Source organism: Streptomyces antarcticus, from assembly GCF_026627255.1.
Classification (GTDB): domain Bacteria; phylum Actinomycetota; class Actinomycetes; order Streptomycetales; family Streptomycetaceae; genus Streptomyces; species Streptomyces antarcticus.
This window is the reverse complement of the sequence record NZ_JAPNLM010000001.1, coordinates 173,435-187,176: the sequence shown is the minus strand read 5'-3', so window position 1 is coordinate 187,176 and position 13,742 is coordinate 173,435. Positions and strand designations below refer to the sequence as shown.

Below are 13,742 nucleotides of genomic sequence, written 5' to 3'. Positions count from 1 at the left end.
CCCGTGAGGCGACAACTCGCCCCAGATGGCACAATCTGTGCATGGAACGCGACAGTCAACTTGAGCTCTACGAACTGGTCGCGGCCCGACTGAAAGAAGCACACACAAGGGTGCGCTCACTGCAAGTCCCGGAGGGCGTAAGGATGGCGCTGTCCCGGAAGCTGTTGGTCGCCACGGCTTCGGCGAAGCACGATCTCGCCGATGCGGCAAGGCGCCTGGACAGGTTGATGAAGGACCTCGACGAGGGTCGATTCCCTGAAGGCGACTGATGCGAAGGAACTCCGTAACGGCCTACAGCGTTGCGGCACTAGGGTGATTAGCCCGTTTCGTGTTTGATTTGCGGTATATATCCGCCTAACGTGCGAAATAAGCTTGAACACATTCGTTCTGGCGAAGTCTCCGAAGGGGAAGACGTTGAACAAGGCGCAGCTCGTAGAAGCGATTGCCGACAAGCTGGGCGGCCGTCAGCAGGCCGCGGACGCTGTCGACGCGGTACTGGACGCGATCGTCCGGGCTACCGTCGGAGGCGACCGGGTCTCGGTCACGGGCTTCGGCTCGTTCGAGAAGGTCGACCGCCCGGCCCGTTACGCCCGCAACCCGCAGACCGGAGAGCGCGTCCGGGTCAAGAAGACCTCAGTGCCCCGCTTCCGTGCGGGCCAGGGCTTCAAGGACCTGGTCAGCGGTACCAAGAAGCTGCCCAAGGGCGGCGAGGTGTCCGTGAAGAAGGCGCCGAAGGGCAGCCTGACCGGTGCCGCCTCCGCGACGGTCAAGAAGGCCGCCGCGAAGAAGGCCACCACCGCCAAGAAGGCGACGGCGAAGACCGCGGTCGCGAAGAAGACCACGGCCACCACCACCAAGAGGGCCGCCTCCGCGACCGCCAAGAAGACGGCGGTGAAGAGCACGGCCACCGCGAAGAAGGCGACGGCCACGGCGAAGAAGGCCTCGGCCACCGCCAAGAAGGCCACCCCGGCGGCGAAGAAGACCACCGCCACCGCGAAGAACACCGCTCCGGCCGCCAAAAAGGCCACCGCAGCGACGAAGGCGCCCGCCAAGAAGACGGCGACGCGCAAGGCCACCGCGAAGAAGACCACCGCCCGCAAGAAGTAGGGGCACGAGTCACACACGCCGGGCCGGCTTCCCCCGAGGGGGAGGCCGGCCCGCGGTGCTGTCCGGACGCCACCGTCGAACAGGCGAAAGCGCAGGTCAGAAGGTCTGTAGCGTGACCAGGGTAATCCGCAGGCCCACGCCTTCGCCGTCCGTCTCGATCCGGACCCGCTGCCCGGGCCGCAGCAGCCGCAGGCCGCCCGCGTCGAACGCAGGCGAGTCGAAGGACACCGGAGTGCCGTCGTCCAGCAGCACGCTGCCGCTGCGGGTCTGGGAGTCGTACGTGTACGCGGTCGCCTGCATACCGGCACTGTATCGGGCCGTGTGCCGGCCCACCCCGAGGACCAGTGCCGCCCGCAGATCGGCGCCGGTGTCCACGTCCCGGCGCACGCTGTCGACCCCCGACAACGCGATTTCCACCGCCCCCGAGGCCGAATGCCGGGCCCGGGACGGGCCGCCGAACGAGGGTGCCAATTCCACGTACGGCGCAGCGGAAAGCAAGGTCGTCCCGATTCCGGCGGCATCCGCCAGAAATGCCCGGGGAAATGCCGAAGCATTATCGAGCACGCGTAGCAATTCGGTGGGCCGCAGTGCCGGGAGATCGGCGTTCATCGCGGCCACCGCCGCTCCCGGCCGGGCCGTACGCGCCGCCCGCGCCCCGTGGGCCAGTGCCGCGTTGAGCCCGGAGGCGGGGACGTCCGCGACGATCCGGGCCCCCAGCCGGGACAGTTCCCCGCCGGCCGCGCGGTCGTCCGTGACGACCACCACATCCGCGACCGCGGCGCAGGCCAGTGCCCCGGCCACGGTGTCCTGGGCGAAGGCCAGGGCCAGCCCCGGACGCGATGCTCCGACGGCCACCGCGAGGCGGCTCTTGGCCACCGCGAGGGGCTTCAGCGGGACCACCAGACTCCAGACGGCGTTCGTGGCCGCTCCCTTCCCCGCGCGTGCTCCCGCACCGGCTTATGCCATGGTCAGGTCATGGCCCGGTCACGTCTCGGCTCATTGTCGCCCTCCCCGGGCGACCCGGGGGACCGGTGGCGTGAGCGGGGCGTACGGTGTTCTCGACAGAGACCGGGCCCGGGGCGACACTTGTCCGGCCGACGAGGTGGCCCGAGCCGCGCACCGGTCCTAGAGGAAGGTGTCCGAGTGTCCCGCCGCAGAATCGGCTTCTGGTACCGCCTGGCCGCGGTCATCGCGAAACCGCCGCTGGTAGTGCTCTTCAAGCGGGACTGGCGGGGAATGGAGCACATTCCGGCCGAGGGTGGATTTATCACCGCCGTCAATCACAACTCGTATCTGGACCCGCTCTCCTACGCTCACTTCCAGTACAACACCGGGCGCGTGCCCCGATTGCTCGCCAAGGCGGGCCTCTTCAGGGTCCCTATTGTCGGCACGATCCTTCGCGGTTCCGGACAGATCCCGGTCTACCGCGAGAGCACCAACGCCCTGGACGCATTCCGGGCCGCGGTGGACGCGATCGACCACGGCGAATGCGTGGCCTTTTACCCGGAGGGCACCCTCACCCGCGACCCGGAGATGTGGCCGATGGCCGGCAAGACGGGCGCCGCGCGCGTGGCGCTGATCACAAGGGCCCCCGTCATTCCGGTGGCCCAGTGGGGTGCGAACCTCGCGATGCCGCCGTACGCGAAGGAGCACAGGGTCCGCCTCTTCCCGCGCAAGACCCTCCAGGTGCTCGCGGGGCCGCCGGTGGACCTCTCCGCCTTCTACGACAGGGAACCGACCCCGGAGGTCCTCAAGGAGGCCACCGAGGTCGTCATGGCGGCCATCACGGTCCTTCTGGAGGAGGTGCGGGGCGAGAGCGCGCCCGCGCAGCCGTACGACCACCGCAAGGCCAGGGCACAACAGCGGCGCAAAGCCGCAGGGGAGGGCAAGAAGTGACACGTCCCGTGAAGGCAGCCGTCTACGGAACCGGCTCCTGGGGCACCGCCTTCGGCATGGTGCTCGCCGACGCCGGCTGCGAGGTGACCCTGTGGGGCCGCCGCCAGGAGCTGGTCGACGCCGTCAACACCGGCCGCACCAACCCGGACTATCTCCCCGGCGTCGCGCTCCCGGAGAACCTCCGCGCCACCACCGACCCGGCCGAGGCCGCGGCGGGCGCCGACTTCACCGTCCTCGCCGTCCCCTCCCAGACCCTGCGCGGCAACCTCGCCTCCTGGGCCCCGCTGCTCGCCCCCGACACGGTGCTCGTCTCCCTCATGAAGGGCGTCGAACTCGGCACCGCCAAGCGGATGAGCGAGGTCATCGAGGAGATCGCCAAGGTCCCCGCCGACCGGATCGCCGTCGTCACCGGTCCCAACCTGGCCCGCGAGATCGCCGCCCGGCAGCCCGCCGCCTCCGTCGTCGCCTGCGTGGACGAGGCCGTGGCCCAGCGCCTCCAGGCCGCCTGCCACACCCCGTACTTCCGCCCGTACACCAGCACCGACGTCCTCGGCTGCGAACTCGGCGGCGCCGTCAAGAACGTCATCGGCCTCGCCGTCGGCATCGCGGACGGCATGGGCCTCGGCGACAACACCAAGGGCTCACTCATCACCCGCGGACTCGCCGAAGCGACCCGGCTGGGGGTGGCGATGGGCGCGGACCCGCTCACCTTCTCCGGCCTCGCGGGCCTCGGCGACCTCGTCGCCACCTGCTCCTCGCCGCTCTCCCGCAACCACACCTTCGGCACCAACCTCGGCCGCGGGATGACCCTGGAGGAGACCATCGCGGTCACCCGGCAGACCGCCGAGGGAGTCAAGTCCTGCCAGTCGGTGGCCGATCTGGCCCGGCGCCACGGCGTCGACATGCCGATCACGGACACCGTCGTCGACATCGTCCACCACGGCAAGCCGACCCTGGTCGCGCTCAAGGAACTGATGGGGCGCAGCGCCAAACCGGAACGGCGCTGACTCCGTTCCGGACGTCTGAGCGGGTACCCTCGTGGCGATATGAGCAGCGAGAACCTCCCCCAGACCCCTGAGCAGCAGGGCCGCAAGCCCCGCGTGGCCGTCGTGTTCGGCGGCCGCAGCTCGGAACACGCCATCTCGGTCGTCACGGCGGGCGCGGTGCTGCGCTCCATCGACCGTTCCAAGTACGAGGTGCTGCCCATCGGCATCACCACCGACGGCCGGTGGGCGCTGACCGCCGACGAGCCCGAGCGGATGGCCATCGCCGACCGCCGGCTCCCGAACGTCGCCGAACTGGCCGACTCCGAGGACGGCGCCGTCGTGCTCTCGGTCGACCCGGCCAACCGCGAGGTCGTCTACACCGAACCGGGCGCCGTGCCCAAGGCACTGGGCGAGGTCGACGTCGTCTTCCCCGTGCTGCACGGCCCGTACGGCGAGGACGGCACCCTCCAGGGCCTGCTGGAGCTCTCCGGCATCCCGTACGTCGGTTCCGGCGTCCTCGCCTCGGCCGTCGGCCAGGACAAGGACTACATGAAGCGGGTGTTCACGTCCTTCGGGCTGAGCGTCGGCCCGTACGTGACGATCCGCCCGCGCGAGTGGGAAGCCGACCGGGACGCGGCGCGCGCCAAGGTCCTGGACTTCGCCGGCGAGCACGGCTGGCCCCTGTTCGTGAAGCCCGCGCGGGCCGGATCCTCGATCGGCATCACCAAGGTCGACGACGCCGACGCACTGGACGCCGCGATCCACGAGGCCCGCCGCCACGACCCGAAGGTCATCGTGGAGGCGCTGCTGCGCGGCCGCGAGATCGAGTGCGGCGTCCTGGAGTTCGAGGACGGGCCGCGCGCGAGCGCGCCCGCCGAGATCCCGCCGGTCTCCAGCCACGACTTCTACGACTTCGAGGCGAAGTACATCGACTCCGCCTCCGGGATCGTGCCCGCCCCGCTGACCCCGGAGCAGACCGCCGAGGTGCAGCGGCTCGCGATCGAGGCCTTCGAGGCCGCGTCCTGCGAGGGCCTCGTGCGCGCCGACTTCTTCCTCACCGAGGACGGCGAGTTCGTCATCAACGAGATCAACACGATGCCGGGCTTCACCCCGATCTCCATGTACCCGCGGATGTGGCAGGAGTCGGGCATCGAGTACCAGGAGCTGGTGGACCGCCTGATCCAGGCGGCCCTGCGCCGCTCCACCGGCCTGCGCTGACAGGCGCTCCGGAACAGCAGACCGCCCGCCGGCCCGCCCTGAGGGGCGAGGGCCGGCGGGCGGCGGCGTGCACGGGCGGGGTCCGGAGCCGCGCGGACGCGCCTTCCGGGGTGCTCGGGGAGTCACGGAGCCGGGGGCGGTTCAGTAGGACGAGACGCCCTCGGGCACGGTCCTGGCGATCACGTCGGACAGACCGACCAGCATCCCGGCGTCCTGCGCGTGCCGCTGGTCGACCCGCACCTGCGCGTACGCGAGCCGGCCCCCGGTGGTGAACCGGAAGCCGCCGCCGTCGGGGAGCTTCTCCAGCAGCCAGGCCACGTCGTTCACGTGGACGCCCTCCTGTGCCGGATCGGCCATCTCGTGGGGCTTGGGGATCCCGCACCGCAGTACGATCGCCGAGCCGCCCCACGAGGCCGTCAGATCCGATGCCGGTTCGGTGGTGGTCCGCGCCAGGCCGGCCACCGTTTCGGGGAGTTCCTCGTGCAGCGCTGCACAGAACCCCGCGACGTCGGCGGGCGGCGTGGCGGGCGGATCCACCCGGGCCTGGGAACCGCCCGGTGAACAGGCCGCGAGGGCCAGTACGGACAGCGCGGCGGGCAGGGCCAGGACACGGAGGGGCCGGTGGTGGAGGGACATCACCGGCCAAGAGTAGACGGGGGCTACAGATGGACCACCGGGCAGGTCAAGGTGCGGGTGATCCCCTCCACCTGCTGGACCTTGGCGACGACCAAGCGACCGAGGTCGTCCACGGTGTCGGCCTGGGCGCGCACGATCACGTCGTACGGACCCGTCACGTCCTCGGCCTGGATCACCCCCGGGATCTGGCCGATGGACTCGGCGACGAACGACGCCTTGCCCACTTCGGTCTGGATGAGGATGTACGCCTGTACCACGGAACCTCCAGGGCGGCCACGAGGATCATTTCCCCTAACCTTCGGGTGGGCCCCACACGAGCGAAGGGGCTGGGGGAAGAAGGGACGCCACGGTACCGCGTCGCCGAGGGCCGCGGGGAGACCCGCGAGCCCGGCGCCGCGCACGGCGGGGCGTACGGAGAGCAGAAGTTGACGTATCTGTTGACGGTACCCAGAGCTGTGACGGCTCGCGACCGCAAGCGGACTGGGCAAGAAGGGGCACAGCGATGAAGGGCACTGTGGGCGAGCTGGGGGAGTTCGGGCTCATCAGGGAACTCACCTCACGGCTCACCACCACCCCGGCCGTCCGGCTCGGGCCGGGCGACGACGCCGCGGTGGTGTCGGCCCCCGACCGGCGGGTCGTGGCGAGCACCGACATCCTGCTGGAGGGCAGGCACTTCCGGCGCGACTGGTCCACGGCCTACGACGTCGGCCGCAAGGCCGCCGCGCAGAACCTCGCCGACATCGCCGCGATGGGCGCGGTGCCGACCGCGCTGCTCCTCGGCTTGGTCGTCCCGGCCGAGCTGCCGGTCACCTGGCCCACCGAGCTGATGGACGGCATCCGGGACGAGTGCCAGGTCGCCGGCGCCGCCGTGGTCGGCGGGGACGTGGTCCGCGGCGACACCATCACCGTCGCGATCACCGCCCTCGGCGACCTGCGCAACCACGAGCCCGTGCTGCGTTCCGGCGCCCAGCCCGGCGACGTCGTCGCCGTCACCGGCTGGCTCGGCTGGTCCGCGGCCGGCTTCGCGGTCCTCTCGCGCGGCTTCCGCTCGCCGCGGGCGTTCGTCGAGGCGCACCGGCGCCCGGAGCCGCCGTACCACGCGGGCCCCGCGGCCGCCGGGCTCGGCGCCACCGCCATGACCGACGTCAGCGACGGCCTGATCGCCGACCTCGGGCACATCGCCGAGGCCAGCAAGGTACGGATCGACCTGCGCTCCGCGGCCGTCGACATCCCCAGCCAGATGCACGACATCGGCCAGGCCGTCGGCGTCGACCCGCTCCAGTGGGTCCTCACCGGTGGGGAGGACCACGCGATCGTGGCGACCTTCCCGCCCGACGTGAAGCTGCCGGCCCGCTGGAAGGTCATCGGCGGCGTGCTCAACCGCTCCGCGCTGCCCCAGGTGACCGTCGACGGCGCTCCCTGGACCAGCACCGGCGGCTGGGACCACTTCGGCGCCGACCCGGCCGCCGAGGACGGCCCGCTGTGAGCACGGCGCCGCCCCTGTGCCTGACCGTCGCCGGATCCGACTCCGGCGGCGGCGCGGGCATCCAGGCCGACCTCAAGACCATGTTCGCGCTCGGCGTCCACGGCATGAGCGTGGTGACCGCCGTGACCGCGCAGAACTCCCTCGGGGTACGCGGAGCCTGGGAGCTCCCCGCCGAGGCCGTGACGGCCCAGTACCGGGCCGTCGTGGACGACATCGGGGTACGGGCCGTCAAGACCGGCATGCTCTCCTCGGCCGTGCTGGTGGAGACCGTGGCCGCGCTGCTGGCCGAGACCCCGGCGCCGGCCGTCGTCGACCCGGTCGGCGTCTCCAAGCACGGGGACGCGCTGCTCGCCGCCTCGGCGCTGGACGCCGTACGCGGGGAGCTGCTGCCGCGGGCCACCGTGGCCACGCCCAACCTGGACGAGGTGGCGCAGCTCACGGGCCTGCTGGTGGAGACCGAGGACGACATGCGCCGGGCCGCCGACGCGGTCCTCGGCTACGGGCCGCGCTGGGCGCTCATCAAGGGCGGGCACCTCGCGAACGCGGACGAGGCGGTGGACCTGCTCAGCGACGGCACCGAGGAGCACTGGCTGCGGGCCCCCCGCTACGACAACCGGCACACCCACGGCACGGGCTGCACCCTCGCCAGCGCCGTCGCGGCGGGCCTGGCCAAGGGCTTGGCGGTCCCGGAGGCGGTCACCGAGGCCAAGGCGTACGTGACTGGAGCCATCGCCGCCGGCTTCGCGCTCGGCGCGGGCATCGGCCCGGTGGACCACGCCTGGCGGTGGCGCTGAGCCCCACCGGGCCCACCGGCCCGGTGGCGTCCATGGGACCCGGGGCATCCACGGGATCCGGGAAAGGCAAAAGGCCGGTTCACCAGAGGTGAACCGGCCTTCTTGGCAACCGGAAAGGGCTGCGCTACGACGGGAGGCGTCAGCGCGAGACCTTGCCGGCCTTGATGCACGAGGTGCAGGCGTTGAGGCGCTTCGGCGTCCCATTGACCACGGCACGCACGCGCTGGATGTTCGGGTTCCAGCGACGCGAGGTACGGCGGTGCGAGTGGGAGATGCTGTTGCCGAAGCTCGGCCCCTTGGCGCAAACGTCGCAGTTGGCAGCCACAGGTCACTCCAAAGACTTCAGGTGCAATTACAGTGAAACCGGCGCACCGGATCCAGAGATCTGAAGTGGCTTGCCGGGGGAATGGCCCGACTCTCATCGGGCAACCGGAGCAGCATACAACGCCTGCACCGGTCCAAGAAAACTACCATGGCCGCCGCCGCCCCCGCCCCGAGGTCCGGACGCCCCGGCGGTCCTTCGTTACCCTGCGGTGAACCCTGGCCCGCACAAGGAGGAACGCCCGGTGCCGCACGAGCCCCAGCCGCAGCCCCGTGACGAGCTCGACGCCGGAGCGGTGCGCACGTGGAGCTCGCTGGCCGTGGCCGCACTGGGCCGGGCCCGCGAGGACATCGACGCGATCAACGTCTACCCCGTCGCCGACGCGGACACCGGAACCAACCTCTACCTGACCGCCGAATCGGCCGACCGCGCCCTCGACGAGGCCTTCGGCAAGGTGACCGAGGGCACACCGCAGACCTCCCTCGCCCAGGCCGTACGGGCCTACGCGCACGGAGCGCTCATCGGCGCCCGGGGCAACTCCGGGACGATCCTGGCGCAGCTGCTGCGCGGGGTCGCCGACGTGCTCGGGGACGAGCCCGGCGCCCGGGGCCCCGGGGCGGTGCTGGCCCAGGCGCTGACCCGCGCCGCGGAATCGGCGTACGCGGCCGTCGCGCACCCGGTCGAGGGCACCATGCTCACCGTGGCCACCGCCGCGGCCCGGGCCGGCGAGGCCGCCGGAGCCGCCGCCGGGACCGCCGCGGACGTGGCCCGCGCCGCCTACGACGGGGCCCGCGTCGCCCTGGCCGAGACCCCGGGGCAGCTGGCCGTCCTCGGCCGCGCCGGGGTGGTCGACGCCGGGGGCTGCGGCGTGGTCGCCGTACTCGGGGCCCTGTGGCAGGCGCTGTCGGGGCAGGAGCCCGCCGCCGAACCGGTGCGCGGGCGGGCCGTGCCCGTACCCCGCCCCGCGGAGCCCTGCGCGAGCGGGCAGGACGGGCCGGCGTACGAGGTGATCTACCTGCTGGAGGCCCCGGAGCCGGCGGTCGCGGACCTGCGCGCCCGGCTCGACGGGCTCGGCGACTCCCTCGTGGTGGTCGGCGGCGATGGCCTGTGGAACGTCCACGTGCACGTCGACGACCCCGGCGCGGCCGTGGAGGCCGGGGTCGTCGCCGGGCGGCCGTACCGGATCCGGATCACCCACTTCGGCGACGAGATGCGCCGGGCCCGCGGCGAGCGCGCCCAGCGGGCCGTGGTCGCCGTCGTCCCGGGGGAGGGGCTCGCGGGACTGTGCGGGGAGGCGGGCGCGACCGCCGTCCTCGCCCGCCCCGGGGAGGTCCCGGCGGCGGCCGAGCTGCTCGGCGCCATCCGCCGCGCGCACGCCCGCGAGGTGGTGCTGCTGCCGGGCGGCGCCGAACTGCGGGCCGTCGCCGTCGCGGCGGCCGAGCAGGCCCGGGCGGACGGCGTACGCGTGGCCGTCATCCCCACCCGCTCCGCCGTCCAGGGGCTGGCCGCGCTCGCCGTGCACGACCCCGACGGCAGCTTCGACGAGGACGTGGTCGCCATGACGGCGGCGGCCGGCGCCACCCGCTACGCGGAGCTGGCGATCGCCGAACGGCAGTCCTTCACCTCCGCCGGGATCTGCCAGGCCGGCGACGTGCTCGGCCTCATCGACGGTGACGTGGCGGTCATCGGCGCGAGCCTGGCCGAGACCGCCGAGGCGGTCCTGGAGCGGATGCTCGGCTCCGGCGGCGAACTGGTCACCCTGGTCCTCGGCCCGGAGGTGCCGGACGCGCTCGCCGAGCGCCTGGAGGCGTACGTCCAGCACGGGCACCTGGCCGTGGACACCGTCACCTACCGGGGCGGGCGGCACTCGGCGCCGCTCCTCATCGGGGTCGAATAGCCGCCTTGTCAGCGGCATGGTGTGCAATGGAACACGTGCCCGCGCTCGACGAAGACCTCAAGAAGACGCTCGGCCCCGCCACCGCGAAGGTGCTGGCCGAGCAGCTCGGCCTGCACACGGCCCTGGACCTGCTCCACCACTACCCGCGGCGGTATGCGGAGCGGGGCGAGCTGACCCCGCTGGCCGAGCTCGCCGACCAGCTCGACGAGCACGTGACCGTGGTCGCCCAGGTCGCCGACGCCCGGATCCTGGCCTTCAACGGCGGCCGCGGCAGACGCCTGGAGGTGACCATCACCGACGGCAGCGGCCGGCTCCAGCTCGTCTTCTTCGGCGCCGGGGTCCACAAGCCGCACAAGGACCTGCTGCCCGGCACCCGCGCCATGTTCGCGGGCAAGGTCGGCATGTTCAACCGCAAGCTCCAGCTCGCCCACCCCGCCTACGAGCTGCTGAGCGCCGACGCCTCCGACGAGGACGCGGCCAGTGCGTTCGCGAGCCGGCTCATCCCGATCTACCCGGCCTGCGCCAAGCTGGAATCCTGGAAGATCACCAAGTGCGTGGACGCGGTCCTGCCCGCCGTCCAGGAGACCGTGGACCCGCTGCCGCCCGCCCTGCGCGAGGGCCGCGGACTGGTCCCGCTCACCGAGGCCCTGCTCAAGGTCCACCGGCCGGCCACCAAGGCCGACATCGAGGACGCCCGCCAGCGCCTGAAGTGGGACGAGGCCTTCGTCCTCCAAGTCGCCCTGGCCCGCCGCCGCCACGCGGACTCCCAGCTCCCCGCCGTGCCCCGCCGCCCCACCCCCGGCGGGCTGCTGGACTCCTTCGACGCCAAGCTCCCCTTCACCCTCACCGCCGGCCAGCTGAAGGTCTCCGCGGAGATCTTCGACGACCTGGCCACCAGCCACCCCATGCACCGCCTCCTCCAGGGCGAAGTGGGCTCGGGCAAGACGATGGTGGCCCTGCGCGCGATGCTCGCCGTCGTCGACTCCGGGGGGCAGGCCGCGATGCTCGCGCCCACCGAGGTGCTCGCCCAGCAGCACCACCGGTCGATCACCGAGATGATGGGCGAGCTGGCCGAGGGCGGCATGCTCGGCGGCTCCGACCGCGGCACGAAGGTCGTGCTGCTCACCGGTTCGATGGGAGTGCCGGCCCGCCGCCGGGCCCTGCTCGACCTGGTCACCGGGGAGGCCGGGATCGTCATCGGCACGCACGCCCTGATCGAGGACAAGGTGCAGTTCCATGACCTCGGCCTGGTCGTCGTCGACGAACAGCACCGCTTCGGCGTGGAGCAGCGCGACGCGCTGCGCTCCAAGGGCAAGCAGCCCCCGCACCTGCTGGTGATGACCGCGACCCCGATCCCGCGCACGGTCGCCATGACCGTCTTCGGCGACCTGGAAACCTCCGTCCTCGACCAGCTGCCCGCCGGGCGCTCGCCCATCGTGACCCACGTGGTGCCCGCCCAGGACAAGCCGCACTTCCTGGCCCGCGCCTGGGAGCGGGTCCGCGAGGAGGTGGAGAACGGCCACCAGGCGTACGTCGTCTGCCCGCGCATCGGGGACGACGACGAGACCGCCGGCTCCAAGAAGAAGAAGGCGGCCGCCGAGGCCGACGGGGACAAGCGTCCCCCGCTCGCCGTCCTGGAGATCGCCGAGCAGCTCACGCGCGGCCCGCTCGCGGGGATCCGGGTCGAGGTGCTCCACGGGAGGATGGACCCGGCCGACAAGGACGACGTCATGCGGCGCTTCGCCGCCGGCGAGGTCAAGGTGCTGGTCGCCACCACCGTCATCGAGGTCGGGGTGAACGTCCCGAACTCCACCGTCATGGTGATCATGGACGCCGACCGGTTCGGCGTCTCCCAGCTCCACCAGCTCCGCGGCCGCGTCGGCCGCGGCTCCGCCCCGGGCCTGTGCCTGCTGGTCAGCGAGATGCACGAGGCCAGCCCCGCCCGGGCCCGGCTCGCCGCCGTCGCCGCCACCCTCGACGGCTTCGAACTCTCCCGGATCGACCTGGAACAGCGCCGCGAGGGCGACGTCCTGGGCCAGGCCCAGTCCGGGGTGCGCTCCTCGCTGCGGATGCTCGCCGTCATCGAGGACGAGGAGGTCATCGCCGAGGCCAGGGAGGAGGCCACCCGGGTCGTCGCCGACGACCCCGAGCTGGAGGGCCTGCCGGGTCTGCGCACCGCCCTGGACGCCCTGCTGGACACCGAGCGGGAGCAGTACCTGGAGAAGGGCTGACCGGTACGACCTATCGTTGGAGCCCAGTACCCCTGCGACCGCCGTACGAAGGACCCCAGATGACCCGCGTGATCGCCGGCAGCGCCGGCGGGCGACGGCTGGCCGTGCCCCCGGGCACCGGCACCCGCCCGACCTCGGACCGGATGCGGGAAGGCCTCTTCTCCACCTGGGAGTCACTGCACGGCATCGAGGGGTCCCGGGTGCTCGACCTGTACGCGGGCTCCGGCGCCGTGGGCCTGGAGGCGCTGTCCCGCGGCGCCAAGCACGCCCTGCTGGTCGAGCCCGACGCCAAGGCCGCCAAGGCCATCCGGGACAACATCACGTCGCTGGGCCTGCCGGGCGCCGAGTTCCGGGCGGGCAGGGCCGAGCAGATCGTCGCGGCCGTCGCCGGCGGGGACCCGTACGACCTCGTCTTCCTGGACCCCCCGTACGCCGTCGGCCACGACGATCTCCGGGAGATCCTCCTCACACTCCGGTCCCAGGGCTGGCTCACCGGCGACGCGCTCGTCACCGTGGAGCGCAGCACGAGGAGCGGCGCGTTCCCGTGGCCCGACGGCTTCGAGCCGCTCCGGTCGCGGAAGTACGGCGAGGGCACCCTTTGGTACGGTCGCGCCGCCTTCACCAGCGAAGATTCATGATGTCCGTACCGGAGAGCGAGGGACTTCAGTTGCGCCGCGCCGTCTGTCCGGGGTCGTTCGACCCCATCACCAACGGACACCTCGACATCATCGGACGGGCCTCCCGGCTCTACGACGTGGTCCACGTCGCCGTGATGATCAACCAGTCGAAGCAGGGCCTGTTCACCGTCGAGGAGCGGATCGAGCTGATCCGCGAGGCGACCGCCGACTACGGGAACATCGAGGTCGAGTCCTTCCACGGCCTGCTCGTCGACTTCTGCAAGCAGCGGGACATCCCGGCCATCGTCAAGGGCCTGCGCGCCGTCAGCGACTTCGACTACGAACTCCAGATGGCCCAGATGAACATGGGGCTCTCCGGCGTCGAGACGCTCTTCGTCCCGACCAACCCCACCTACAGCTTCCTGTCGTCCTCGCTGGTCAAGGAGGTCGCGACCTGGGGCGGCGACGTGGCCCACCTGCTGCCCGCGCACGTGCACGCCGCCCTGCTGGAACGGCTGCGCGACCGCTGACCGTCCGCCGGGCCGTCAGCCG

Annotated in this window: 14 protein-coding genes and 1 pseudogene; 11 read left to right on the top strand and 4 right to left on the bottom strand. The window is 72.2% G+C overall.

Annotated elements, in window-relative coordinates:
- The first annotated feature begins 41 nt into the window (after positions 1 to 41).
- Complete coding sequence (locus tag OTB16_RS00850; RefSeq protein WP_267717641.1) at positions 42 to 269, top strand: SCO5555 family protein; 228 nt, start codon at positions 42 to 44, stop codon at positions 267 to 269.
- A 145-nt stretch (positions 270 to 414) separates the two neighbouring features.
- Positions 415 to 1,107 (top strand): HU family DNA-binding protein, encoded by a 693-nt coding sequence (locus tag OTB16_RS00845; RefSeq protein WP_267717640.1) that lies wholly within the window; start codon positions 415 to 417, stop codon positions 1,105 to 1,107.
- Between the two features lie 303 nt (positions 1,108 to 1,410).
- On the opposite strand, the pseudogene cofC reads toward OTB16_RS00845, so the two are convergent.
- A pseudogene (cofC, locus tag OTB16_RS00840) lies at positions 1,411 to 2,010 on the bottom strand (2-phospho-L-lactate guanylyltransferase); the annotation flags it as partial.
- A 240-nt stretch (positions 2,011 to 2,250) separates the two neighbouring features.
- On the opposite strand from cofC, the gene OTB16_RS00835 reads away from it, so the two are divergent.
- Genes OTB16_RS00835 through OTB16_RS00825 form a run of 3 tightly spaced genes read left to right on the top strand, consistent with a single transcriptional unit; the run spans position 2,251 to position 5,207 of the window.
- Positions 2,251 to 3,003: a lysophospholipid acyltransferase family protein gene (locus OTB16_RS00835; protein ID WP_267717639.1), complete on the top strand. Its 753-nt coding sequence runs from the start codon at positions 2,251 to 2,253 to the stop codon at positions 3,001 to 3,003.
- A complete protein-coding gene (locus OTB16_RS00830; RefSeq protein WP_267717638.1) occupies positions 3,000 to 4,010 on the top strand; it encodes an NAD(P)H-dependent glycerol-3-phosphate dehydrogenase in 1,011 nt (336 codons plus the stop codon). The genes OTB16_RS00835 and OTB16_RS00830 overlap by 4 nt, the downstream gene beginning before the upstream one ends.
- Before the next feature lie 39 nt (positions 4,011 to 4,049).
- Positions 4,050 to 5,207, top strand: coding sequence for a D-alanine--D-alanine ligase family protein (locus OTB16_RS00825; RefSeq protein WP_267717637.1), 1,158 nt, complete (start codon positions 4,050 to 4,052; stop codon positions 5,205 to 5,207).
- Positions 5,208 to 5,348: 141 nt separating this feature from the next.
- Here the strand turns inward: OTB16_RS00825 and OTB16_RS00820 are convergent, their stop codons facing one another.
- Entirely contained in the window at positions 5,349 to 5,843 is a 495-nt protein-coding gene (locus OTB16_RS00820) for a DUF3515 family protein (protein ID WP_267717636.1), read from the bottom strand.
- Positions 5,844 to 5,866: 23 nt separating this feature from the next.
- On the bottom strand, positions 5,867 to 6,100 hold the full coding sequence (locus OTB16_RS00815) for an Lrp/AsnC family transcriptional regulator (RefSeq protein ID WP_215013032.1): 234 nt from the start codon (positions 6,098 to 6,100) through the stop codon (positions 5,867 to 5,869).
- 245 nt (positions 6,101 to 6,345) lie between these two features.
- On the opposite strand from OTB16_RS00815, the gene OTB16_RS00810 reads away from it, so the two are divergent.
- Positions 6,346 to 7,329 (top strand): thiamine-phosphate kinase, encoded by a 984-nt coding sequence (locus OTB16_RS00810; RefSeq protein WP_267717635.1) that lies wholly within the window; start codon positions 6,346 to 6,348, stop codon positions 7,327 to 7,329.
- The gene (gene thiD, locus OTB16_RS00805; protein ID WP_267717634.1) at positions 7,326 to 8,123 is read left to right on the top strand and encodes a bifunctional hydroxymethylpyrimidine kinase/phosphomethylpyrimidine kinase; all 798 of its coding nucleotides are present in this window, start codon (positions 7,326 to 7,328) and stop codon (positions 8,121 to 8,123) included. The genes OTB16_RS00810 and thiD overlap by 4 nt, the downstream gene beginning before the upstream one ends.
- 139 nt (positions 8,124 to 8,262) lie before the next feature.
- Here the strand turns inward: thiD and rpmB are convergent, their stop codons facing one another.
- Positions 8,263 to 8,448: a 50S ribosomal protein L28 gene (gene rpmB, locus OTB16_RS00800; protein ID WP_073911113.1), complete on the bottom strand. Its 186-nt coding sequence runs from the start codon at positions 8,446 to 8,448 to the stop codon at positions 8,263 to 8,265.
- A gap of 241 nt (positions 8,449 to 8,689) precedes the next feature.
- Between rpmB and OTB16_RS00795 the strand changes: the two genes are divergently transcribed.
- From OTB16_RS00795 to coaD, 4 genes are read left to right on the top strand one after another with little or no spacing between them, the layout of a single operon-like run.
- Positions 8,690 to 10,342, top strand: a complete 1,653-nt coding sequence (locus tag OTB16_RS00795) for a DAK2 domain-containing protein (RefSeq protein WP_267717632.1) — start codon at positions 8,690 to 8,692, stop codon at positions 10,340 to 10,342.
- A gap of 26 nt (positions 10,343 to 10,368) precedes the next feature.
- Entirely contained in the window at positions 10,369 to 12,573 is a 2,205-nt protein-coding gene (gene recG, locus OTB16_RS00790; RefSeq protein ID WP_267717631.1) for an ATP-dependent DNA helicase RecG, read from the top strand.
- A gap of 59 nt (positions 12,574 to 12,632) precedes the next feature.
- A complete protein-coding gene (rsmD, locus tag OTB16_RS00785; RefSeq protein ID WP_267717630.1) occupies positions 12,633 to 13,211 on the top strand; it encodes a 16S rRNA (guanine(966)-N(2))-methyltransferase RsmD in 579 nt (192 codons plus the stop codon).
- Between the two features lie 29 nt (positions 13,212 to 13,240).
- Positions 13,241 to 13,720: a pantetheine-phosphate adenylyltransferase gene (coaD, locus tag OTB16_RS00780; protein ID WP_267718360.1), complete on the top strand. Its 480-nt coding sequence runs from the start codon at positions 13,241 to 13,243 to the stop codon at positions 13,718 to 13,720.
- Positions 13,721 to 13,742 lie beyond the last annotated feature (22 nt).